Annotated in this window: 23 protein-coding genes; 6 read left to right on the top strand and 17 right to left on the bottom strand. The window is 65.6% G+C overall.

The genetic code is table 11. The features are described from left to right. Positions 1-116: 116 nt before the first annotated feature. Both HNO79_RS10060 and purB read right to left on the bottom strand, forming a co-directional pair. Entirely contained in the window at positions 117-860 is a 744-nt protein-coding gene (locus tag HNO79_RS10060; RefSeq protein WP_048856696.1) for an NRDE family protein, read from the bottom strand. Positions 861-886: 26 nt separating this feature from the next. Then, positions 887-2,239 (bottom strand): adenylosuccinate lyase, encoded by a 1,353-nt coding sequence (gene purB / locus HNO79_RS10055; RefSeq protein ID WP_010514257.1) that lies wholly within the window; start codon positions 2,237-2,239, stop codon positions 887-889. Positions 2,240-2,606: 367 nt separating this feature from the next. Here purB and HNO79_RS10050 point away from each other — a divergent pair, with 367 nt between their 5' ends. Genes HNO79_RS10050 through HNO79_RS10035 form a run of 4 tightly spaced genes read left to right on the top strand, consistent with a single transcriptional unit; the run spans position 2,607 to position 6,187 of the window. Then, entirely contained in the window at positions 2,607-3,212 is a 606-nt protein-coding gene (locus HNO79_RS10050; RefSeq protein WP_010514256.1) for a YjbE family putative metal transport protein, read from the top strand. Further along, entirely contained in the window at positions 3,212-5,188 is a 1,977-nt protein-coding gene (locus tag HNO79_RS17410; RefSeq protein WP_214164805.1) for a lytic transglycosylase domain-containing protein, read from the top strand. The genes HNO79_RS10050 and HNO79_RS17410 overlap by 1 nt, the downstream gene beginning before the upstream one ends. Continuing rightward, entirely contained in the window at positions 5,188-5,652 is a 465-nt protein-coding gene (locus HNO79_RS10040; RefSeq protein WP_010514254.1) for a phosphatidylglycerophosphatase A family protein, read from the top strand. The genes HNO79_RS17410 and HNO79_RS10040 overlap by 1 nt, the downstream gene beginning before the upstream one ends. A gap of 31 nt (positions 5,653-5,683) precedes the next feature. Then, the gene (locus HNO79_RS10035) at positions 5,684-6,187 is read left to right on the top strand and encodes a CinA family protein (protein WP_010514253.1); all 504 of its coding nucleotides are present in this window, start codon (positions 5,684-5,686) and stop codon (positions 6,185-6,187) included. A gap of 167 nt (positions 6,188-6,354) precedes the next feature. Here the strand turns inward: HNO79_RS10035 and HNO79_RS10030 are convergent, their stop codons facing one another. From HNO79_RS10030 to HNO79_RS09960, 15 genes are all read right to left on the bottom strand, one after another. After that, a complete protein-coding gene (locus tag HNO79_RS10030; protein WP_187294201.1) occupies positions 6,355-6,648 on the bottom strand; it encodes a hypothetical protein in 294 nt (97 codons plus the stop codon). A gap of 39 nt (positions 6,649-6,687) precedes the next feature. Beyond that, positions 6,688-7,176, bottom strand: coding sequence for a type II toxin-antitoxin system RatA family toxin (locus HNO79_RS10025; RefSeq protein WP_010514251.1), 489 nt, complete (start codon positions 7,174-7,176; stop codon positions 6,688-6,690). Beyond that, complete coding sequence (gene lipA, locus HNO79_RS10020; protein ID WP_010514249.1) at positions 7,176-8,168, bottom strand: lipoyl synthase; 993 nt, start codon at positions 8,166-8,168, stop codon at positions 7,176-7,178. The genes HNO79_RS10025 and lipA overlap by 1 nt, the downstream gene beginning before the upstream one ends. Before the next feature lie 59 nt (positions 8,169-8,227). Continuing rightward, complete coding sequence (locus HNO79_RS10015; protein WP_214164806.1) at positions 8,228-8,377, bottom strand: hypothetical protein; 150 nt, start codon at positions 8,375-8,377, stop codon at positions 8,228-8,230. A 25-nt stretch (positions 8,378-8,402) separates the two neighbouring features. Continuing rightward, complete coding sequence (lpdA, locus tag HNO79_RS10010; protein WP_010514248.1) at positions 8,403-9,812, bottom strand: dihydrolipoyl dehydrogenase; 1,410 nt, start codon at positions 9,810-9,812, stop codon at positions 8,403-8,405. A gap of 12 nt (positions 9,813-9,824) precedes the next feature. Then, on the bottom strand, positions 9,825-11,084 hold the full coding sequence (locus tag HNO79_RS10005) for a pyruvate dehydrogenase complex dihydrolipoamide acetyltransferase (RefSeq protein ID WP_214164807.1): 1,260 nt from the start codon (positions 11,082-11,084) through the stop codon (positions 9,825-9,827). Positions 11,085-11,098: 14 nt separating this feature from the next. After that, on the bottom strand, positions 11,099-12,457 hold the full coding sequence (locus HNO79_RS10000) for a pyruvate dehydrogenase complex E1 component subunit beta (protein ID WP_214164808.1): 1,359 nt from the start codon (positions 12,455-12,457) through the stop codon (positions 11,099-11,101). A 7-nt stretch (positions 12,458-12,464) separates the two neighbouring features. Continuing rightward, positions 12,465-13,424 carry a pyruvate dehydrogenase (acetyl-transferring) E1 component subunit alpha gene (gene pdhA / locus HNO79_RS09995; RefSeq protein WP_234448266.1) on the bottom strand — a complete coding sequence of 320 codons (960 nt, stop codon included), beginning with the start codon at positions 13,422-13,424 and terminating at the stop codon, positions 12,465-12,467. A gap of 134 nt (positions 13,425-13,558) precedes the next feature. Then, complete coding sequence (gene moaC, locus HNO79_RS09990) at positions 13,559-14,050, bottom strand: cyclic pyranopterin monophosphate synthase MoaC (protein ID WP_010514245.1); 492 nt, start codon at positions 14,048-14,050, stop codon at positions 13,559-13,561. Then, complete coding sequence (gene trpC / locus HNO79_RS09985; RefSeq protein WP_200409551.1) at positions 14,047-14,931, bottom strand: indole-3-glycerol phosphate synthase TrpC; 885 nt, start codon at positions 14,929-14,931, stop codon at positions 14,047-14,049. The genes moaC and trpC overlap by 4 nt, the downstream gene beginning before the upstream one ends. Positions 14,932-14,949: 18 nt before the next feature. Further along, positions 14,950-16,287 carry an anthranilate phosphoribosyltransferase gene (gene trpD, locus HNO79_RS09980; RefSeq protein ID WP_214164809.1) on the bottom strand — a complete coding sequence of 446 codons (1,338 nt, stop codon included), beginning with the start codon at positions 16,285-16,287 and terminating at the stop codon, positions 14,950-14,952. 6 nt (positions 16,288-16,293) lie between these two features. Then, positions 16,294-16,890: an anthranilate synthase component II gene (locus HNO79_RS09975; protein WP_010514241.1), complete on the bottom strand. Its 597-nt coding sequence runs from the start codon at positions 16,888-16,890 to the stop codon at positions 16,294-16,296. A gap of 101 nt (positions 16,891-16,991) precedes the next feature. Further along, positions 16,992-18,566, bottom strand: coding sequence for an anthranilate synthase component I (gene trpE, locus HNO79_RS09970; RefSeq protein ID WP_110507236.1), 1,575 nt, complete (start codon positions 18,564-18,566; stop codon positions 16,992-16,994). Beyond that, positions 18,563-20,554 (bottom strand): peptidylprolyl isomerase, encoded by a 1,992-nt coding sequence (locus HNO79_RS09965; RefSeq protein ID WP_214164810.1) that lies wholly within the window; start codon positions 20,552-20,554, stop codon positions 18,563-18,565. The genes trpE and HNO79_RS09965 overlap by 4 nt, the downstream gene beginning before the upstream one ends. Positions 20,555-20,599: 45 nt before the next feature. After that, positions 20,600-20,743 carry a hypothetical protein gene (locus HNO79_RS09960; RefSeq protein ID WP_187294150.1) on the bottom strand — a complete coding sequence of 48 codons (144 nt, stop codon included), beginning with the start codon at positions 20,741-20,743 and terminating at the stop codon, positions 20,600-20,602. A gap of 18 nt (positions 20,744-20,761) precedes the next feature. Between HNO79_RS09960 and tpiA the strand changes: the two genes are divergently transcribed. Beyond that, the gene (gene tpiA / locus HNO79_RS09955; protein WP_200409500.1) at positions 20,762-21,505 is read left to right on the top strand and encodes a triose-phosphate isomerase; all 744 of its coding nucleotides are present in this window, start codon (positions 20,762-20,764) and stop codon (positions 21,503-21,505) included. 38 nt (positions 21,506-21,543) lie between these two features. After that, positions 21,544-21,840, top strand: a complete 297-nt coding sequence (gene secG / locus HNO79_RS09950; RefSeq protein ID WP_010514237.1) for a preprotein translocase subunit SecG — start codon at positions 21,544-21,546, stop codon at positions 21,838-21,840. The last annotated feature ends 41 nt before the right edge of the window (positions 21,841-21,881 follow it).

Here is a 21,881-nt window from a genome sequence, read left to right as displayed (position 1 = left end):
ACGCTGTGGGGACGGGCCGGGAGCGGCCCCTCCCCTGATCTGCAGGATCTGTTGTCTGGCATGATCCCAAATGGTCCGCATGCCATAGCAGCGATCCGGGCGGGAAGATACCATATTTACCCTGCCCCCGTGCCCGGTGCGGACAGATTGATGGGCTGGTAGCCCACGCGGTCCGGGGCGCCGGCGGCGAAAAACCATGACCGCCGCCCGTCCCGCGCCACGCCGATGGCGGACGAACTGCACGTGCCGAAGCCCGAACGCGGCGGAATGTTCAGTTCACTGCCTGCAGGCAGCGACCGGTCGGCCAGCAGCGTGGTCCACCCCGTCCACTGCGGCGGGACCGGGCGGGCTGCAGCCCGGAAACGCGGCAGGTGCCGGGCTATGCGCGGCATGGCCATGTCATCGGGGTCGGTGGTGGCGACCATGTGCACGCCGGGCGGCAGGGGTTCGACCTGCGGCTGCCCGTAACCGGGGCCGCGGATGAAGAAGGCGTCATCCCCATCGGCCACGATCATGTTGAACGACCGCCACGCCCCCGCGTCGATCGTGGCGATATGCGCCACGGCGTCGCGCGCGGTTGGAAAGCGCCCGGCCAGCAGCGGCAGCGCCCCGCGTGAGTTCTTGCCCGGCATGGGACCAAGGCTGCCCACGCGGTTCATGATGCCCGCGACAACGCCCGCGTCATTCAGCGTCAGCCACGACCCGCCCGCCACCTGGTCCTGACCGCCGACGACATCGGGCTGGTCCGCCCAGTGCCGTCCCGGCGGCAGCCAGGGCCGGTCAAGGCGTTCATCACGGTTGGCCGCCAGCAGCAGCGGCCAGTCCCGGGTCGGGTCGTGGGAAATGACGACAGTGCACACGCCTTGATATCCTGCTGTTGTTTCCGTCAGGTCCGCGTGGGGCCGGACTCACCAAACACGCGGTTGTAGGTATGGTCGATCTGGCGCAGGTGGGCATTGCTGTCCATTGCCGCGTCCAGCACCTCCGGCGGCACCCGGCCCGCGACCTCGGGGTCGGCGTCCAGGTTCTCACGGAAGGTCCTTGCGTCCTTGCGGCCCAGCTTTGTCCATGTCTCCATGGCGTTGCGCTGGACGATCCGGTACGCATCCTCGCGCAGTATGCCCGCGCGCGCCAGTGCCAGCAGCACCTCGCCCGAATGCACCACGCCGCCAAGGCTGTCGATATTGGCCTGCATCTGGTCAGGATAGACCACCAGCTTTTCCATCATGCCCGCAAGCCGCATGAGCGCGAAGTCCAGCCCGACCGTGCCATCGGGGCAGATGTTGCGCTCGACCGAGGAATGGCTGATGTCGCGTTCATGCCACAGCGCCACGTTTTCCAGCGCCGGAATGACGTGCGACCGCACGAGGCGGGCCAGCCCGGTCAGGTTTTCCGACAGCACCGGGTTGCGCTTGTGCGGCATGGCCGACGAGCCTTTCTGCCCCTTGTGGAAGAATTCCTCCGCCTCGCGCACTTCGGAACGCTGCAGGTGGCGCACTTCGGTGGCCAGACGCTCGATCCCGCTGGCGATCACCGCCAGCGCGCAGAAATATGCCGCATGCCGGTCGCGCGGGATGACCTGCGTGGACACGTCTTCGGGCGTAAGCCCCAGCCTGTCGGCCACGTATTCCTCAACGCGCGGGTCGATATGGGCGTAGGTACCCACCGCACCGGAAATGGCGCAGACCGCAATTTCCGCGCGTGCGCGCAGCAGGCGCTCACGGTTGCGGGCAAACTCGGCATAATGTCCCGCGATCTTCAGGCCGAACGATGTCGGTTCGGCGTGGATTGCGTGGCTGCGCCCGATGGTCAGGGTGTATTTGTGGTCGAACGCCTGCTTCTTCAGCGCCGCCAGCACGGCGTCCATGTCCTGCAGCAGCAGGTCGGTGGCCTGCACCATCTGCACCGACAGGCAGGTATCCAGCACGTCGGACGACGTCATGCCCAGATGCACGAAGCGGCTGTCGGGACCGACCTTTTCCGCCAGCCACGTCAGGAACGCGATCACGTCGTGGCGGGTTTCGGCCTCGATTTCATCAATGCGGTCAAGGTCCGCCTGCGAAAAGGCGGCCATGGCGGCGTCGCCCTTCGTGCGGATGGTCCGGGCGGCATCCTTCGGGATCGCGCCATATTCCGCCATTGCCTCACAGGCCAGGGCCTCGATCTCGAACCAGATGCGGTAACGGTTTTCGGGCGACCAGATGGCGGCCATTACGGGTCGGGTATAGCGCGGTACCATGTTCTCGGGCTTCCTTTGCTGCATACGGACAGGACACGATCAGGCGGTCTTCCTAACCAATTCTGCCGCGTGCGTCTCCCTCAAAGGCAGGCGAAAACGCGAGACGGGCCGGTCCGGGGGATTTTTTGCCCCATCCGCCGCGCCCCGGCCCCGTCATATCCACCGGATTCCATTCCGTGGGGTCCGACCGGGCCGCCCGGCCTGTTTCCTGAACCGCCCGGTATATTCACGTGCGATTCATAACGTGGCATATATTACGCGCCGGAGCGGGTGTGTTTGCATGATGCGGGCAGCGAACGGCATAAAGCGATTGTGAAACCCGGGACCTGTCTGCCGCGGCCCTCTCCCCCAGGAACGTATCTTGCCCATGTCTGCCATTTTTTCCCCTTCATCCCTTTATGCGCTGGCGCAGGTTGTCCTGATCGACGTGACCCTGGCGGGCGACAACGCCATCGTGGTGGGCATGGCGGTGCGCAACCTGCCGCATGCCTCGCGCCGAATCGCCATACTGTGTGGCGTGCTGGGGGCGGCGGTCATACGGATCTGCCTGGCGCTGGTGGCGGTCAGGCTGCTGGCCATCATCGGGCTGACGCTGGCGGGGGGGCTGCTGCTGCTGTGGGTGTGCTGGCGCATGTACCGTGAAATGCGCGGCGACGCCCATGTGGAGGGTGGCACCCCTGCCCCCGCGTCGCTGCGCAACGCCATCATCCGCATCATCGTGGCCGACCTGTCCATGAGTCTTGATAACGTGCTGGCGGTGGCGGGTGCCGCGGGCGAGCACATGGGCGTGCTGGTGGCGGGGCTGGTCATCTCTGTGGTGCTGATGGCGGTGGCGGCATCGCTGATCGCCCGCCTGCTGGAACGCTACCGCTGGATTTCGTGGGTCGGGCTGCTGGTGGTGCTGGCGGTGGCGATCGAACTGATCGTCAAGGGCGGGGGCGAGGTCTGGACCCATGTGGGGGGAGCCGCGTAATGCCGCGCGGCGCCAGTCGCGCCCCCCTGGCGGGGCTGGGCCTTACAGCGGGGCTGACGCTGCTGGCCCCTGCCCCGCTGCATGCAGCCCCGGCGCCCGCCGGGCCGCAGGGCGGCTGGCCCACGCCGGGACAGGCCGCGACCGGCAATGCCGATGATGATCCCGTCGCCGCAAAGCTGCTGGTGTACCTGCGCCTGCTGTCGGCCAGTGGCACGGCGGAGGAATACGCCACCTTCCTGACCGAAAACCCGTCATGGCCGCTGCGGCCGCTCATGCTGGCGCAGTTCCAGCAGGCACTGGCGGCCGAACCCGATGACGCGGTTGCCGGCGCATTATGCAGCCGCCTGCAACTGACGGACGTGCACGCCCTCCAGCGCTGCGCGCATGCGGCCCCGCCTCCCGCCGCACTCGACAGCTGGGCCCGCGTCGCATGGGTCAACCGCGCCGACACGCAGGGCGAAACGCAGGCCATGCTGTCCACCTTCGGCCCCGTGCTGACACCACAGGACCACTGGCTGCGATTCGACCGGCAGGAACGCGCGGGCCGGATCGATGCGGCGACACGGCAGGTCGTCATGCTGGACACCATACAGCAGCCTGTCGCCCGCGCCCGCCTTGCCTTCCGCCGCAATGACCCTCATGCCGAGGACACGCTGGCCGCCCTGCCGCCAGAACAGCAGGCCGATGGCGCGCTGGTGCTGGACCGCCTGCGCTGGCTGCACCATGCCCAGCGGCTGGATGAGGCACTGGCCCTGTGGCACGAACGGGGGGTGGAAACGGAAAAGCAGCAGACCCCGGCGGTCGCTGCCGTATTCTGGCGCGAACGCGACGCCATGGCCCGCGACCTGCTGCTGGCGCACCGCACGGATGATGCACTGTTCATGGCCAATGACAGTGCCGATATCGGGTCGGCCACCCATTATGACGCGCTGTTCCTGACCGGATGGATCCGGCTGGAATACCTGCATGACGCGGACCACGCACTGGCCGATTTCACGCCGCTGACGCAGGCCGTGCCCGTCATTACCCGCAGTCGCGGCCTGTACTGGACGGGGCGCGCCCTGTGGGCGCAGGGGCGGCACGGGGCGGCGAAGGCGCAGTGGCAGCAGGCCGCGGCACTGGCCAACACGTTTTATGGGCAGATGGCCATTGAACGGCTGGCGGGCGACCGCATGAACCAGTTGGTGGCGCCCAACCAGGCGGGCCAGCAGATCCGCAGATTCCTGCTGCGCGAACGCGAACCTGCACCCAGCGTATCCGATTCGGTGCATTTCGACACGAGCGACCTGGCGCGCGCCGCCGAAATACTGGTCGCGTGGGGCGACCGGCACCATGCCCGTGACTTCATCCTGGCGCTGGATGCACAGGATACCGGCCCGATGAAACACGTTCTGGCCGCGCGCATGGCGACCCGCCTTGGCATTCCCGATGCCGCCGTGATGGTGGCCCGACTGGCCGGAAAGGACGGTCTGACGCTGGTTCATGAAGGCTGGCCGCGCGTCTACAGCCCGCCGACATCCACCCTGCCTGCCGATGTGGAACTGGCGGTGGCGCGGCAGGAAAGCGGGTTTGACGCGGGCGTGGTCAGCCCCGCCCATGCGGTGGGGCTGATGCAGCTTCTGGTACCCACCGCGCGCGAGGTGGCGCGCAAGGCCGGGCTGAACGTGAATGTCAGCGCAGCCAGCCTGACCGACCCACAACTGAACATGCGGCTGGGGGCGGCCTATCTGTCTGACATCGCGCAGCGCATGGGGGGCGCGGTGCCGTACGTGGCCGCCGCCTACAACGCCGGACCGCACCGCACGGATGGCTGGCTTGTGACACTGGGCAATCCCGCGCGCGACACGCCACAGCCGGACGCCATGCTGGACTGGATCGAGAGCATCCCCTTCGGGGAGACACGCAACTACGTTGAACGGGTGGAGGAGAACATGGCCATTTACCAGGCAACCGACCCGGCGGCGGGTCACGGTTGATGGCGCGTCCCCTGTCCCACCTGATCGCCAGTTTTGGCGGCACGGGCTTCGCCCCGCGTGCGCCGGGCACCGTGGGGTCGTTCGCAGCCCTGATCGTGGGGGTACCGCTGCTGGGACACTGGATATGGATGGCGCTGGCGGTGCTGGTGTGCACGGCGGTGGGCTACCGCGCGACGGAGCTGGCCTCCGGCGGGGAGGACCATGGCTGGATCGTGATTGATGAGGTCGCGGGCATGTGGCTGGCCATGTTCCCGCTGGCCCCCCTGCCGCTTTCGGCCCTGCGCTGGGCGGATGTGCTGTGGCTTCTGCTGGCCTTCGCCCTGTTCCGCCTGTTTGACATTACCAAGCCCGGCCCGGTGGGCTGGTTCGACCGCAGGCACGACGCCATCGGAATCATGGGCGACGACATCGTGGCCGGGATCATGGCGGGCGTCATCCTGACAGGCATCCGTTTCCTCGCCTGATGCGTTAGGACGGGAAAGGAGACCATACCCGATGCTACCTGATACATTCCTTGCCCACATGCCCGACGCGCTGGCCCGCTTCCGTTCGGCCGGGTGCCGGATCGTCACGGCGGAAAGCTGCACCGGCGGCCTGCTGGCTGCGGCCCTGACCGAAGCAGCCGGGTCGTCGGATGTCGTGGCGGGCGGGTTTGTCACCTATTCCAACAGCATGAAGACCCATGCGCTGGGAGTGCCTGCGAAACTGCTGGAGCAGTACGGCGCCGTCAGCCGCGAAGTTGCCGCCGCCATGGCGCAGGGCGCGCTGGCCCATGCGCCCGATGCCAATCTGTCCGTCGCCATTACCGGCATTGCAGGCCCAGGGGGGGCAACCCGCGACAAGCCGGTCGGGCTGGTCTGGTTCGCGGTGGCCACCAGCGGTACGGTAGACATGGTATCGCACATCTTCTCGGGCGAACGGTGGGACGTACGCACGCAGGCCGTCCGTACGGCGCTGGCCCTGCTGCTGGATCATGCAGGGCGGCTGGCGGCGGAATAAGCCGCCTGCCGGAATTTTTTAGAACAATACCCTGGTAGACATAAAAGCTTCCGGAGCCGCCGTTTTTCAAAAAAGGCAGGGCTCCCTGACGCTTTGTGAAAAAAGCGTCACCAGAACCTTCTGTTTATGTCCAATCTGCCGTGCGGGTGGGGTTGTGAAATCGCCCCCTAGTACCCGGCAACCGTGCTGCCGGTTTCGGGCACGCGGATGGTGGGCGCGGTCTGGCCGGTTCCGGCTGCCTGCACCGGCTGTCCGGGAGCGGCTGCCGTTTCCGGGGCTGCAGGCTGCTTGAGCGAAGCCCGGGCCTTCTGCAGGCTCTGGTTGTTCAGGTCGGCGGTTTCCGCGTCACTGGCGGCGACGGAGTCGCTGTGTGCGTGGTGATGCGATGCGGGTGCTGCAGACGCAGGCTGCACCATGCACAGCAGCACACCCCCCGCCATGGCGGTCAGAATGGTTTTCATAATCGGTCTTTCCCTGTCCGGTTTTACGAAGGAGGGGCGTCAGGCATTGCCGGCCTTGGCCGGGCCAACGGGCTGCCCCGGCGCGGCAACCGCGGGTGGCGGCCCGTAAATGTCACGCGCCCGGCGGATGAAGGCGGACACCATAAGCCGCACGGCCTCGTTGAACACCACGCCAATGGCCGCCTGCAGCAGGCGGGAACGGAATTCGAAGTCCACGAAGAAATCGACCAGGCAGCCGCGCGGTTCCGGCGTGAAGGTCCATACGTTGTTCAGGTAACGGAACGGACCTTTTTCATAACTGACGCGAATGGTATCGGGCGCTTCCAGCAGCACGCGGCTGGTAAAGGTTTCCCGGAAGGGACCAAAGCCAATGGTCAGGTCGGCCACCAGTTCGGTCGCCGTGCGGGTGCGCACCCGCGCACCCGTGCACCACGGCAGGAACTGGGGGTATTTCCCGACGTCGGCCACCAGGTCAAAAAGCTGGCTGGGGGAATAGGCAATAAGCCGACGTTCGGCATGGGTGGGCATCACTTCATCTCCGTTGCGCCACGTTCTGTCCGCAGGCGTTGTTCACGTGCGGCGCGCAATTCCGCAAAATCAGAGTCCGCATGGTACGACGACCGGGTCAGTGGCGAGGAACTGACCTGCAGGAACCCCTTCACACGGGCCATGCCCGCATAATCGGCGAATTCCTCGGGCGTGACAAACCGGGCCACCGCAGCATGCTTCACTGTTGGTTGGAGATATTGCCCCAGTGTGATGAAATCAACGTCCGCAATCCGCAGATCATCCATGACCTGAAGTATTTCGGGCCGTTCTTCCCCCAGTCCCAGCATCAGTCCCGATTTTGTGAAGATGGACGGGTCCATCCGTTTCACGTCATCCAGCAGGCGCATCGACTGGTAATACCGCGCGCCGGGCCGGATGGAGGGATACAGCCGGGGCACGGTTTCCAGATTATGGTTGAACACATCAGGCCGGGCACGGACCACGACCTCCAGGCTACCCGGCTTGCGCAGGAAATCTGGGGTCAGGATTTCGATGGTGGTGTCAGGCGCCGCCGCCCGTATGGCCCCGATCACGCGCGCGAAGTGGTGGGCCCCGCCATCGGGCAGGTCGTCACGGTCCACCGATGTTATGACAACATGACGCAGGCCCAGCTTCGCCACAGCGTCTGCCACGCGTTCGGGTTCGTCAGCATCCAGCGCATGGGGCAGGCCCGTGGTGACATTGCAGAATGCACAGGCGCGGGTGCAGATTTCACCCATGATCATCATGGTGGCGTGACGCTGGGACCAGCATTCACCAATGTTGGGGCATGCCGCTTCCTCGCACACCGTCACCAGCTTGTTGTCGCGCATGAGCTTGCGCGTTTCGTGATAGGTGGGATGGTTGGGCGCACGCACGCGGATCCAGTCGGGCTTGCGCGCGATGGGGTTGTCGGGCCGGTGTGCCTTTTCCGGGTGCCGCTGTGCGGCCTCCCCTTTCTTCCGGTGATCGATCATCAAACGCACGGACATGACGCAAAAATTCCCGTAAACAGGCAGATAATCAGAAGTGTAACGCCTGCCCCACCACGTCAAGCGTTCTTGCCGCCTTCGTCCCGGCAGGGGATCACAACCGCACGATCAGGGCGGTTATCCTCTGCCTGCCAGATAGCCAGAAGTTTCTGGCGAAGCTTTTTGCAAAACGCTTCAAGGAACGCCGCCTTTTTGAAAAAAGGCGACACCCAGAAACTTCTCCTTTTTTATCAATCAGATATGCAGCGCCCCGTCATAGGCCGCCAGCACCGCTTCATGCATGGTTTCCGATATGGTGGGATGCGGGAAGATGGTTTCCTTCAGTTCCGCATCCGTCAGTTCCCCGGTGCGGGCAATGACGTAACCCTGGATCATCTCGGTCACTTCGGGACCAATCATGTGCGCGCCCAGCAGTTCGCCGGTTGCGTCATCGAATATGGTCTTGACCATGCCTTCTGGCTCACCCATCGCAATCGCCTTGCCATTGCCGATGAAGGGGAAACGCCCGACACGCAGCTTATGGCCTGCCGCCTTTGCCTTTTCTTCCGTCATGCCGACGGACGCCACCTGCGGGCGGCAGTAAGTGCAGCCGGGAATGTTCAGCGGGTTGATCGGGTGGACGCTGCGGCCCGCGATCTGTTCGGCCACCATCACGCCTTCATGGCTGGCCTTGTGCGCAAGCCATGGGGCACCGGCGATGTCACCAATGGCGTAGACCCCCTTCTCCCCCGTGCGGCAGTAGGGATCGACCTTGATATGGGTGCGGTCCACCTCGATCGCGGTGCCTTCCAGGCCGATATTCTCGACATTGCCGACAATACCAACTGCCGAGATCACACGCTCCACCGTGACCTGTTGGGTCTTGCCGCCCACGGTCACGTCTATGGTGACGGCGTTGTCGCCCTTCCTGATCGCACCCAGCTTCGCCCCGGTCAGGATCTTCATCCCCTGCTTTTCCAGCGCCTTGCGGGCAAAGGCGCTGATTTCAGCGTCTTCCACCGGCAGGATGCGGTCGGCAACTTCCACAATCGTCACCTCCGCCCCCATGTTGCGGTAGAAGGAGGCGAATTCCACCCCGATCGCCCCGGACCCGATCACCAGCAGGCTGCGCGGCAGTTCGGTCGGCACCATGGCCTCACGATAGGACCAGACCAGCTTGCCATCAGGTTCCAGTCCCGGCAGCACGCGGGCGCGCGCGCCCGTGGCCACGACCACGCTGGGCGCGGTCAGGGTGGCGGTTTCCCTGCCATCGACACTGACCGACACCTTGCGCTGCCCGCCTGCGGTGCCCGCCAGCCTGCCGAACCCGTTGATGACGGTGACCTTGTGCTTTTTCAGCAGGTGGGCAACACCTGCCGAAAGCTGGGCCGAGACATTACGCGACCGCTTGACCACCTTGGCGAAGTCAAAGCGCACGTTGTCGGCGGCAAACCCGAATTCACCCAGATTGTGCAGCATGTGGTTGATTTCGGATGCGCGCAGCAAGGCCTTGGTCGGGATACAGCCCCAGTTGAGGCAGATGCCCCCAAGCTGCGCCGCCTCGACCACCGCGACCTTCAGGCCAAGCTGGCCCGCGCGGATGGCCGCGACATAGCCGCCCGGCCCGCCTCCGATGACAATGACATCAAATTGCGTGGTGCTCATAAGACCGTTTCCTCAGACCACAAGGCTCATGGGGTTTTCGACCACGGTGCGGAAGGCCGACACCCATTCCGCCGCCAGCGCGCCATCCACCACGCGGTGGTCAACCGACAGGGTAACGGTCATGACCGTGGCGATGGTGATATCATTGCCCTTGACCACCGGCCTGCGTTCCCCCGCCGCAATGGCAAGGATCGCGGCCTGTGGCGGGTTGAGAATGGCGGAAAATGCCTTCACCCCGTACATCCCCATGTTGGAAATGGAGAACGTGCCACCCTGGAATTCTTCCGGCTTCAGCTTGCCCGCGCGGGCACGGGCCACAAGGTCGCGTGTCTCCAGACTGATCTGGCGCAGGCCCTTGGTATCGGCATTGCGGACGATGGGCGTGATCAGCCCGTCGGGAATGGAGACGGCAACGGAAATATCCACGTCATCATATACCAGCATTGCCTCATCGCTGTAGGCCACGTTGACCTTCGGCACGCGGCGCAGCGTGATGGCGGCAGCCTTCACCAGCATGTCGTTGACGGAAATCTTGTACGCGCCCGGTCCCTCGCTGGGGGCCGCGGTATTGAGCTGGCTGCGCAGGGCCAGCAGCGCGTCGAGTTCCACATCCATTTCCACGTAGAAATGCGGAACGGTGCTCTTCGCCTCCGTCAGCCTGCGCGCGATGACCTTGCGCATGGTGGAATGCGGCACGCTTTCGTACCCGGCTGCCGCCGCCACGGGGGCGGCCGCGGGCACTGCCAGTTTCGGCGCGGGTGCCGGTGCCGGTGCGGTGGCGGCCTGTTCCACATCCCGGCGCACGATCCGCCCGTTGGGGCCGCTGCCCTTCAGCGTGGACAGGTCGATACCCTTCTGTGCCGCAATCCGGCGCGCCAGCGGGGAGGCAAAGACCCGCCCGCCCCGACCCGCCGGTGCGGCCTGTGGCGCGGCGGCCGTGCTTGTAGCTGGCGCTGCGGGGGCTGCCGCCGATGCCGGGGTCGCCGCCTGTGCCGCAGCCAGGGCTGCCGGCGCGTCCGGCACGCTTTCCCCTTCGGCCACCAGAATGCCGATGGGGGTGTTGACGGCAATGCCTTCCGTCCCCTCGGGGATCAGGATACGGCCCAGCACGCCTTCATCCACGGCTTCGACTTCCATCGTGGCCTTGTCGGTTTCGATTTCCGCGATCACGTCGCCCGCGGCAATCGCCTCGCCTTCCGCCTTGACCCAGCGGGCCAGCTTGCCTTCCTTCATGGTCGGCGACAGGGCGGGCATCAGGATGTTGATGGACATCGTGCGATCCCCCTTCACACAACCTGCCGGACGGCATTGATGATCCAGTCCGGGTTGGGCAGCGCGAGTTTTTCAAGGTTGGCGGCAAATGGCATGGGCACGTCGGCCCCGGCCACGCGCACCGGCGGCGCGTCAAGGTAGTCGAAAGCATGTTCGATCACCTGCATGGCGATTTCAGCGCCAATACCCGCGAACGGCCAGCCTTCTTCCACCGTGACCAGCCGGCTGGTCTTCTTCACGCTGTCCACCACGGTCCGGGTATCCAGCGGGCGGATGGTACGCAGGTTGATGACCTCGGCCTCGATCCCCTGCTCCGCCAGTTTTGCTGCCGCCTCCAGCGCAACCCCCACCATGATGGAGAAGGTGACGATGGTCACGTCGCGCCCTTCGCGCTCGACCTTCGCCTTGCCGATGGGCAGGATGAAGTCCTCATCCACCGGGCAGGGAAAACGCTGTCCGTACAGGATTTCGTTTTCAAGGAAGATGACCGGGTTGGGATCGCGGATGGCAGCGCGCAGCAGGCCCTTGGCGTCCGCAGCCGACCAGGGGGCGACGACCTTCAGCCCCGGCACGTGACCGTACCAGCTGGCATAGCACTGCGAATGCTGCGCGCCCACGCGGGCGGCCGCCCCGTTGGGGCCACGGAACACGATGGGGCACGACATCTGCCCGCCCGACATGTAGCGTGTCTTGGCGGCGGAATTGATGATCTGGTCAATGGCCTGCATGGCGAAGTTCATGGTCATGAACTCCACAATCGGCTTCAGCCCCGTCAGGGCGGCCCCGATGGCCATGCCGGTGAAGCCCTGTTCGGTAATGGGGGTGTCAATCACCCGCTTTTCGCCGAATTCGTCCAGCAGCCCCTGCGAAACCTTGTACGCACCCTGGTACTGGGCCACTTCCTCACCGATCAGGAACACGTCCTCGTCGCGCGCAAGCTCGGCCGCCATCGCATCGCGCAGGGCTTCACGCACGGTAATCTCGGCGGTTTCGCCCCAGTCCTTTTCCGGCTGGGCCGACACGGACGGCGTACTCGGGGCAGACGGCGTCGGGCCACAGGACGGCGGAGCGGCCGCAGGGGCGGCGTCGGCAGTGGGGGCGGCGGCTGCGGGCTGCGCATCCGCGTCCTCACCATCCGCCAGCAGGATGGCGATGGGCGTGTTGACGGCCACGTTTTCCGTCCCCTCGGGGATCAGGATACGGCCCATCACGCCTTCATCCACGGCCTCGACTTCCATCGTGGCCTTGTCGGTTTCGATTTCCGCGATCACGTCGCCCGCGGCAATCGCCTCGCCCGGCTTGCGCAGCCAGCGCGCGACCTTGCCCTCCTTCATCGTGGGGGACAGGGCGGGCATGAGTATTTCTGTTGCCATCTCTAATTCAGCTTTCCACCAGTATGTCCGTCCACAGTTCCGAGGGATCGGGCTCGGGACTGGTCTGGGCAAACTCCGCCGCGTCCAGCACGACTGCCTTTACCTTGTCATCCATCGATTTCAGTTCGCTTTCGGCCACGCCGCGTTCCAGCAGTTCGCGGCGCACGCGGTCGATGGGGTCGTGGTTCCTGCGCACCTCATCAACTTCCGAACGCTGGCGGTATTTCGCCGGATCGGACATGGAATGGCCACGGTAACGGTATGTATCGACCTCAAGCAGCACCGGCCCCCTGCCCGCGCGGCAGTGGGCCACGGCCTCGGCTGCTGCGGCGCGCACGGCTTCGACATCCATGCCATCGACATGCATGCCCGGAATGCCCCACGGCTCCCCATTGCGCCACAGTTCCTTCGATGCGGAAGCGCGCTCGACACTGGTGCCCATGCCGTAGCGATTGTTTTCCAGCACGAACAGACAGGGCAGCTTGTGCAGGGCGGCAAGGTTGAAGCTTTCGTAAACCTGTCCCTGGTTTGACGCCCCTTCGCCATAATACGTGACCGAGACTTCGTCCGTGCCCCGGTATTTGTTGGCGAACGCCAGCCCGATCCCCAGCGAGACCTGCGCACCGACAATGCCGTGCCCGCCATAGAAGTGCTTTTCACTGGAGAACATGTGCATCGACCCGCCCTTGCCGTGGGAGTACCCCCCCTCGCGCCCGGTCAGTTCGGCCATCACCCCGCGCGGGTCCATGCCGGCGGCCAGCATCTGCCCATGATCACGGTAGGAGGTGATGATCTTGTCCCCCTGCTTCAGTTCCATCTGTATCCCGACCACGACCGCTTCCTGCCCGATATACAGGTGGCAGAAACCGCCGATCAGCCCCATGCCATACAACTGGCCCGCGCGTTCCTCGAACCGGCGGATCAGCACCATCTGGTAATAGGCTTCCTTCAGGTCGGCCTCGGTCATGGCCCGGCTGTTATGCCCACCGGACAGGCCGCGATCTGTCTCGTTACTCATCAAACGTCCTCAGGTTCATGCTTGCTGCGCTACTGTTCTGGCGCACCGCAATTGGAGGGGGTGCCAACACAACCGTCATGGCGTTACGGCGTCATGGCACGATCATAATCGCCAGACGCGCCGCCAGATTTATGGATCACGTGTATCTGACCGATTTCCATGCCGCGTTCCACGGCCTTGCACATGTCATACAGCGTCAGCGCCGCGACGGAGACGGCGGTCAGGGCCTCCATCTCCACCCCTGTCGGCCCGGTGGTACGCACGCGCGCCGTAATCCCGATCCCGTCCCCTGCCGCATCCGGCACAAGATCGACCTTCACCGATGAAATGGCCAGCGGGTGGCACAGCGGGATCAGGTCCGACGTCTTCTTGGCCGCCATGATGCCCGCGATGCGCGCCGTAGCCAGCACGTCGCCCTTGGGCATCTCACCCGACAGGATCATGGCCAGTGTCGCAGGCCGCATGCTGATATGTCCGTGCGCCACGGCTTCGCGTCGCGTATCCGGCTTGGCCGAGACATCGACCATGACCGCATTCCCCGCCGCATCAAGATGTGACAGCCGCGGCCCTGTCATGGTGCGGCGTCACCCGGTGCGGCGGCAGGCGCGTCCGGCGTGGTGCCCAGCAGGGCATGGACGGCGGGGCCGACATCTTCGTACCGCAGCAGGCTTTCCCCCACCAGGAAGCCAGATGCGCCCACGGCGTTCAGCTTCATGACATCCGCATGGGTGCGGATGCCGCTTTCGGACACGATGATCCGGTCGGGCGGCACCAGGGGGGCCAGGCGGCAGGTGGTCTCGATATCGGTCTGCAGCGTCTTCAGGTTGCGGTTGTTGATGCCGATCAGCGAGGTATCAAGTGCCAGTGCGCGGTTCAGTTCGCCCTCGTCATGCACTTCCACCAGCACGTCCATGTCCAGCCCGCGCGCGATGTCCAGCAGTTCGGCCGCTTCCGCATCGGTCAGGATGGCCATGATCAGCAGGATGCAGTCCGCCCCGATCAGGCGGCTTTCATGCACCTGCCACGGATCGATGATGAAGTCCTTGCGCAGCAGCGGCAGCTTGCACGCCTCCCGCACGCGCGTCAGGTCTTCCGCGCTGCCGTGGAAGCACGACCCTTCCGTCAGGACCGAAATGCAGGCCGCGCCCGCCTTTTCGTATTCCTGCGCGATTACGGTGGGTTCGTAATCGGGGCGCAGGATACCGGCGGACGGCGACGCCTTCTTGATTTCCGCGATCAGCCCGATCTGGTGGTCAGCGGTTTTCTGCTTCAGCGCCTGCCCGAAGCCACGCGGCGGCGTGGTCACTTCCCGCGCACGGGCCGTGATTTCCTTCAGCGGCATGACCTTCGCGCGCTGCGCCACGTCCACCCGGGTCCGTGCACAGATACGTTCCAGAACATCGGGAATGCTGTCCACATCCGCGGGCTGGACACTACCTGTCTGGGGGGGGGTCATTGGCGTGTCGTTCATTTTCTACCCTGTTACTCTGTTTGGCATGTCCGCCCGGAAATTCCGGACAGCCTCCAGCACGGCCGCGACCGCACCATTATCAAGGGCACCGGCCGCGCGGTCGATGTTCCCCTGCAGGGCAGCATAGTCGATCGCGTCGCCACCCCGGATAATATTGTTCCCCTCGCCCGCCACATGCAACGCCACCGCCGCGTTCAGCAGCACGGTGTCACGGTACGCGCCGCGCGCGCCATGTGCCAGATCCCGCAGGGCGCATGCGTTGTGCGCGGGCGTACCACCGGCAATGGCCGAAATCGGCGCGGGCGCAAGCCCGGCGCGCGCCGCATCCACAACCAGCGGACGGATCTGCCCGTCCTCAAGGATGACGGCATGGTTGGGGCCGGCCAGGGTCAGTTCGTCAATGAACCGCCCTTCGCCGCAATCCCCGCTTATGGCCCACACGCGCGTGGACCCGGTCGCCTGCAACGTGCGCACCATGGGGTCCAGCCAGTCGGGGGAGAACACGCCCACCATCTGGCGCGTGACACCCGCGGGGTTACACAGCGGGCCCAGCAGGTTGAAAATGGTGCGAAAGCCCAGCGCCCGACGCACCGCGCCCACATGCCGCATGGCGGGATGGTGATTTGTGGCGGCAAGGAAGGTCAGCTTATGCTCCGCCACCATGGCACCGATATGCCCGTGGTCCACCGGCAGCGGCACGCCCAGTTCCAGCAGCACATCCGTCGCCCCCGAGCGCGAGGACAGTGCCCGGTTGCCATGCTTGACCACCTGCACGCCAAGGGCGGCCAGCACGAACGCCACGGCGGTGGAGACATTCAGCGTGCCCAGCCCGTCGCCGCCGGTGCCGCATACGTCAATCGCCCCCGCCGGCATGTCGGGCACCGCCACCATGCGCGCGCGCATGGCGCGGACGGCGGCCGCCAGTTCGGTCACGGTCTCGCCGCGCATGTGCAGCGCGGTCAGGAAGGCGGCAAGCCCCCCTGCGCTGACCCGGCCATCCATGATCTGGTCAAAGGCGACCTGCGCCATGTCCGCGTTCAGGGCGTGACCATCCAGCGTCTGGTCCAGTATGTCGCGGAATTCCGGCGTCATGCCTGTGAGATCAGGAGCACGATTAAGCAGGACAGATTCCAGTTCCACCGGATCAGATCGTAATTTTCCCTGCATATATAACGCGGTCAGAAAGGCGACAGCAGGCACCTCCCCTGCATCGCCGCTTTCGATATACCTTATTGCAGTCTGCGCCATCTCAGGCGCCACGGCTTCGCCGCCCGCGACACGTCCCAGACTATCGCGGAACGTGGTGCTGGCGACCGAGGCGCTGTCCCTGCTGCTGGCCATCGCCGGTCAGGCGGCCTTGCGCGGTGTGCTGGTGCCGCGTGCGATGGACAGGAAATTGGCCATGATCCTGTGGCCATATTCCGATGCAATGCTTTCGGGGTGGAACTGTACGCCAAAGACCGGCAGCGTCGCATGGCGCAGGCCCATGATCACGCCGTCATCCGTATGCGCCGTCGCCACAAGGGTGGCGGGCAGGCTGTCGGGGTCGACCGTCAGGCTGTGGTAGCGGGTGGCGTTGAACGGGTCCGGCAGGCCGGTGAAGATATCGGTCCCGTCATGATACACGGGCGAGACCTTGCCATGCATCGGCACGGGCGCGCGCACGACTTTCCCGCCAAAGACCTGACCGATCGCCTGATGGCCAAGGCAGACGCCAAAGACCGGCACCTTCCCCGCCGCCGCCGCAATCAGGTCGCAGCAGATCCCGGCCTCGTTGGGGGAACAGGGGCCGGGTGAAATGACGATCGCCTCCGGCTTCAGCGCCAGCGCGTCCTCCACGCTGATCGCGTCATTGCGATAGACCGCGCACGTCTCCCCCAGGTCCCCCAGATAGTGGACGAGGTTGAACGTGAAGCTGTCATAATTATCGATCAGGAGGATCATGGGCGTATCATGGCTTTTCCGCTGGGCCGGGTCAAACCCTCAGGTCCGGCCCGGCGTGTCTTCCTCTTCTGTATCATGTGCGCACACGTCAACAAAATGCCTTATGCGCCGTCGCCACTGGCGAAGCGGACCGCCTCCTCCGCCGCGCGGAACAGGGCGCGGGCCTTCTGGCGGGTTTCCTCGTATTCCGCGTCGGGCACGCTGTCGGCCACCACGCCACAGCCCGCCTGCACGTACATCCGCCCGTCCTTGACCACTGCCATGCGCAGGCCGATGCAGGTATCCATGTCGCCATCGGGGCCGAAATAGCCAATGCACCCGGCATAGGTGGCGCGGCGGGTCGGCTCCACCTCGTCAATGATCTGCATGGCGCGGATTTTCGGGGCCCCCGTCAGCGTGCCTGCGGGGAAGCCCGACATCAGCGCGTCCAGCGCCTCCAGATCAGGGCGCAGTGTCCCCTCCACGTTGGAAGAGATATGCATGACATGGCTGAAGCGTTCGATCACGAACTGCTCCGTCACCTTCACCGAACCCAGCTCGCACACCCGGCCCACGTCGTTGCGGCCAAGATCGATCAGCATCAGGTGCTCGGCGCGTTCCTTGGGATCGGCCAGCAGTTCTGCCTCCAGCGCCATGTCCTCGGCTGTCGTGCGGCCACGCGGGCGGGTTCCCGCCAGCGGGCGCACGGTCATGGTGCCTTCACGCAGGCGCACCAGGATTTCTGGTGAGGAGCCAACAAGACTGAACCCGTCCAGGTCAAGATAGAACAGGAAGGGTGCCGGATTGATCCGCCGCAGCGCGCGGTACAGCGCGAATGGCGGCAGGCTGAACGGCGCGCTGAACCGCTGGCTGGGCACGATCTGGAAGGCGTCGCCCGCCGCGATGTAGTCCTGCAGCCTGCGCACGACGGCGCAGAATTCCTCGCGCGTCATGGTGGACTGCGGCACGGGGGCCGGCATGTCGCCCACCGGCCCGTCAGGCAGTTCGACGGGGGTGGACAGGGCGGCGCGCGCCTGCTGCAGCCGGTCCTGTGCCGCATCCCATATGGCTTCGGGCGCCTGTCCCGCCGTGGGACGCAGGGGGGCGGCCAGCAGCAGTTCGTCGCGCACCGTGTCGAATATCGCGAACAGGCCCGGACGGATCATGATGCCTTCGGGCAGGCCAAGATCATCGGCCGGCATGTCGGGCAGGTGCTCGACCTGGCGGATCATGTCATAGCCAAGGTAGCCGAACACGCCGCCGGTCATGGGCGGCAGCCCTTCGGGCAGGTCCATGCGGCTTTCGTGCAGGATGCGGCGCAGGGACACCAGCGGCGCATCGGTTTCGGGCACGAATTCGTGGGTGGCGGCGGCGGGATCATGACACACGCTGGCCCGGCCGTCATGGCAGCGCCAGATCAGGTCGGGCAGCAGGCCGATGACGGAATACCGCCCGCGTGAGGTCCCGCCCTCGACACTTTCCAGCAGGAAGGCGTTATGCCCGCCATTGCCGCCCCCATGGCTGCGCGCAAGGCGCGACAGCCGCAGGAAGGCGGCCACCGGGGTCAGCAGGTCCGCAGGCTCCACCCGCCATGCCACGGTGCTCCTGCCTGCACGCAGGTCGGCCAGCGCCGCTTCACGCTGGGCGGCGTCAGCCTGCCGGAAGGAGGGGCGGATGCGCGGGGCGTCTGCTGTCACTGTGCTGTTCCCGTATTCTGGCTACCTGTTACGTCCGACATCACCGCCTTGATGGCGGAATCATTCGGCTTGGGCTTGACCACGCCTTCCAGCGCGCTGCCATAGGTCATTTCGATATCATCGCCCATCGACTGCGTCAGGCCCGCGCGCACGCGGTCATACAGGTTTTTCTGCGCGGCCGGGTCGGGGTGGTTGATGGCCGTCAGCGTCGCGACCACGTAGGCGTCGTCCGCCTGCGTCATCACGCTCTGCCCCGGCTGGGACAGGCGGAAGATCAGGGCCGCGACCTCACGCGGGATTTCCGGCGCGGGCTGCATGGGGGAAATCGGCTGGCTGTGTTCCAGCCCGGCGATGGCGGGGCTGACATGGCCCAGACCGCCCTGCCCCTGTGCCTGCGTATAATATGCGGTGGCCTGCTGGTCGGCCATGTGGCGGCGGATATCGGCCAGCCACGCGGCGGTTACGCGCGGGCCGGCTTCCTGCAGGCTCAGGGCATGGCCCGGGGTCACGCCGTCAACCGATACCGCGTACCACACCCCGTCGGGCCCCTGCAGCAGTTCGGGGTTCGCCCCCTTCGCCTGCGCGAAGATACGCGCCACGATCGCCTGCCGCGCCGCGTCGCTACCCGGGATCGGGGCGGGGTTGCCATCATGCGTCAGGCCAGATGCATCCACATCGCCCGAGACGGCAGCGGCCCCGATATCGGCAGGAATGGACTCCAGCCCGCCACCGGCAATGGTGTCCTGCAGCTTCTGTACCCGGTCGGCCAGCAGCGCCTGCGCGCGGGAATGGGCGACCTGGTCATGCAGCGCCTGACGCACATCGGCAAAAGGCGTTGCATGCGCGGGGGTGACGGCGGTCACGCGGAAGACGACCCAGCCGCCCTCGCTCTTGATCGGTCCCTGCGTTGCATCGGCGGGGGCGGCGAAGATCTGCTTGCCAAGATCGGCGGAAGGCACGTCCGTAACCTTGATGCCCGGCAGTTCCACCGCCGCCGCATCCTTGCCTGCATCCTTCTGCACCTGCGCCCATGCACCTGCATCCACCCACTGTGCGCGCAGGGCGGTGGCGCGCGCTTCGGTCGGCACGGTCACGATCTGCACGGTGCGGCGTTCGGGCGAATTGAAGGTCTGGGCCTGCGCCTCGTACGCCTTGTGCAGTTCGTCATCCGATATGTCCAGCTGGCGACCGATCGTGTCCGCAGACAGCACGACAATGCGGGCATGACGGAATTCCGGCGCGGTGAATTCCCACGGGTGGTTGGCATGGTAGCGCGCAAGCTGGGCCGGCGTGGGGCTGGCCGTAACCTGCTGGCTGTCGAACGGCACGCGCACAAGGTCAATGGTGCGGGTCTGGGCCTCGAAATCAAACAGGCGGCGGGTCATGACGTCGGGCACGGTGGCGCCATCGCGAATCGGCTGCAGCAGCACGCGCGACGCCTGCTCCTGACGCACCAGGTCCACCAGCCGCCCTTCGGACATGCCGGTACGGCGCAGGCGGTCGTTGAACAGCGCGCGATCGAACTGCCCGTCGCGCCCCCTGAAGGCGGGAATGGAGAAAATTTCATCCCGCACCACGGAATCGGGCACGATCAGGCCGTGGCGGTCGGCGGCCTCGGCTATTTCGGCCTGCAGCACCAGGCGGGTCAGGACCTGCCGGGCGATCTGTTCACGCGTGGCCGCCGGAATCTGGGACGGATCGGACAGGTGCATGGACTGCGCCACCTGCGGCATCTCGGACTGCAGCGCGTTCTGGTACGACTGCACCAGAATGGGGCGATCGCCCACGCGCGCCACGACATCGGCGCGTTCGGTGCCGATGTTCATCAGCACGTCGCCCACCCCGAACCCGATGAAGGCAAGGAAAAACAGCCCGGCGACGATGCGTCCCACCCATGAATCGACAAACACGCGATACAGAAAAGATAGCATGAAAAACCCTGCGCCAGGACCAAGACAAAGCCGGATGGAACAGGGCGTGCACACCATGCGCCCCCATGCGGGCGCCCTGTTTTCCGGTCGGGCACCATACGGTCACGCCAGCGGTTTGACCAGCACAAGGATGCACGCACGCCCGTGATGCGGCGCAGGCGGGTTGCAACCGGGGTCGCGCCATGGTGTAGGCTGCACCCCCATGACAACCATGCCACGCGCCGCGCAGGCGGTATGCTGCGGCATGGGCGCAGGAGTGGAAACATGAAGCAGATAATTGTCGGCAACTGGAAAATGAATGGCCTGAGCGCGGATGCCGACGCGCTGGTGGACGGACTGGTCGCGGAACTGGCCACACTGACCCCACGGGCCGACGTGGTGGTCTGCCCGCCCTTCACGCAGCTGGCCCGCCTTGCGCCGAAGCTGAAGCAGGCCGGGATCGGTCTGGGCGCGCAGGACTGCCACAAGGACAGGTCGGGTGCCCATACCGGCGACATTTCCGCCCCCATGCTGGTGGACCTTGGCGTGGAATACGTCATCCTTGGCCATTCCGAACGCCGCGCCGAACACCATGAACTGGATGAAACCGTACGTGAAAAGACGGTCGCCGCCATGGAGGCGGGCCTGACCCCCATCGTATGTGTGGGCGAAAACGACGACCAGCGCTCCGCCGGGGATTCGCAGGCCACAGTGGGCTGGCAGCTTGAGGGCTCGCTACCGCAGGGGTTCAAGGGAATTGTCGCCTACGAACCCATCTGGGCCATTGGCACGGGACAGGCCGCGTCCCAGCAGGATATTGCCGACATGGCCGCCTTTATCCGCGCCGAACTGGTGCGGCAGTTCGGTGATGCTGGCAAAACGATCCAAATCCTTTATGGTGGGTCCGTTAACGCACGCAATGTCACCGATATCCTGCCTGTCGAACACGTGGACGGGGCGCTGGTGGGCAATGCCAGCCTGAAGGCCGACGCCTTCGTGCCGCTTGTCCGCGCCGCCCGCGCTTCGTGATTGCCGCGCGGCGGGCGGGGCCCTGACTGGAAAGACGCATGATCACTGTTCTTCTTCTACTGCACCTGTTCGTCACCATCGCGCTGATCGGGACCATCCTGATCCAGCGCAGCGAGGGCGGCGGCCTTGGAATCGGCGGGTCGCAGGGCATGGGCTCCTTCATGTCCGGGCGCGGGACGGCAACGCTGCTTACGCGTTCGACCGCCGTGCTGGGCACGGTGTTCATGGTGCTGTCTCTGACGCTTGCGGTCATGAATCGCGGGGCATCGACCGGTGCCGGGCATGACATCCTGGCCCAGCCGCCCGCAGCCGGCGCGCCCGCGGACACGCACTGATTTTTTCGCGGTTTATGGCGACTTTCAGAACTGCCCCGGCA

Origin of the sequence: Komagataeibacter oboediens (assembly GCF_018491655.1) — a bacterium.
Classification (GTDB): Bacteria; Pseudomonadota; Alphaproteobacteria; order Acetobacterales; family Acetobacteraceae; genus Komagataeibacter; species Komagataeibacter oboediens.
The sequence above is the reverse complement of the archived record's forward strand: the minus strand, read 5'-3'. Positions and strand labels throughout refer to the sequence as shown.

Excerpts from the sequence above, each read along its gene's own strand:
- purB (WP_010514257.1), bottom strand. The coding sequence starts at position 2,239 with ATGGTACCGCGCTATACCCGACCCGTAATGGCCGCCATCTGGTCGCCC.
- HNO79_RS10050 (WP_010514256.1), top strand. The coding sequence starts at position 2,607 with ATGTCTGCCATTTTTTCCCCTTCATCCCTTTATGCGCTGGCGCAGGTT.
- HNO79_RS17410 (WP_214164805.1), top strand. The coding sequence starts at position 3,212 with ATGCCGCGCGGCGCCAGTCGCGCCCCCCTGGCGGGGCTGGGCCTTACA.
- HNO79_RS10040 (WP_010514254.1), top strand. The coding sequence starts at position 5,188 with ATGGCGCGTCCCCTGTCCCACCTGATCGCCAGTTTTGGCGGCACGGGC.
- HNO79_RS10035 (WP_010514253.1), top strand. The coding sequence starts at position 5,684 with ATGCTACCTGATACATTCCTTGCCCACATGCCCGACGCGCTGGCCCGC.
- HNO79_RS10030 (WP_187294201.1), bottom strand. The coding sequence starts at position 6,648 with ATGAAAACCATTCTGACCGCCATGGCGGGGGGTGTGCTGCTGTGCATG.
- HNO79_RS10025 (WP_010514251.1), bottom strand. The coding sequence starts at position 7,176 with ATGCCCACCCATGCCGAACGTCGGCTTATTGCCTATTCCCCCAGCCAG.
- lipA (WP_010514249.1), bottom strand. The coding sequence starts at position 8,168 with ATGTCCGTGCGTTTGATGATCGATCACCGGAAGAAAGGGGAGGCCGCA.
- lpdA (WP_010514248.1), bottom strand. The coding sequence starts at position 9,812 with ATGAGCACCACGCAATTTGATGTCATTGTCATCGGAGGCGGGCCGGGC.
- HNO79_RS10005 (WP_214164807.1), bottom strand. The coding sequence starts at position 11,084 with ATGTCCATCAACATCCTGATGCCCGCCCTGTCGCCGACCATGAAGGAA.
- HNO79_RS10000 (WP_214164808.1), bottom strand. The coding sequence starts at position 12,457 with ATGGCAACAGAAATACTCATGCCCGCCCTGTCCCCCACGATGAAGGAG.
- pdhA (WP_234448266.1), bottom strand. The coding sequence starts at position 13,424 with ATGACCGAGGCCGACCTGAAGGAAGCCTATTACCAGATGGTGCTGATC.
- moaC (WP_010514245.1), bottom strand. The coding sequence starts at position 14,050 with ATGACAGGGCCGCGGCTGTCACATCTTGATGCGGCGGGGAATGCGGTC.
- trpC (WP_200409551.1), bottom strand. The coding sequence starts at position 14,931 with ATGACCCCCCCCCAGACAGGTAGTGTCCAGCCCGCGGATGTGGACAGC.
- trpD (WP_214164809.1), bottom strand. The coding sequence starts at position 16,287 with ATGGCCAGCAGCAGGGACAGCGCCTCGGTCGCCAGCACCACGTTCCGC.
- HNO79_RS09975 (WP_010514241.1), bottom strand. The coding sequence starts at position 16,890 with ATGATCCTCCTGATCGATAATTATGACAGCTTCACGTTCAACCTCGTC.
- HNO79_RS09965 (WP_214164810.1), bottom strand. The coding sequence starts at position 20,554 with ATGGTGTGCACGCCCTGTTCCATCCGGCTTTGTCTTGGTCCTGGCGCA.
- HNO79_RS09960 (WP_187294150.1), bottom strand. The coding sequence starts at position 20,743 with ATGCCGCAGCATACCGCCTGCGCGGCGCGTGGCATGGTTGTCATGGGG.
- tpiA (WP_200409500.1), top strand. The coding sequence starts at position 20,762 with ATGAAGCAGATAATTGTCGGCAACTGGAAAATGAATGGCCTGAGCGCG.
- secG (WP_010514237.1), top strand. The coding sequence starts at position 21,544 with ATGATCACTGTTCTTCTTCTACTGCACCTGTTCGTCACCATCGCGCTG.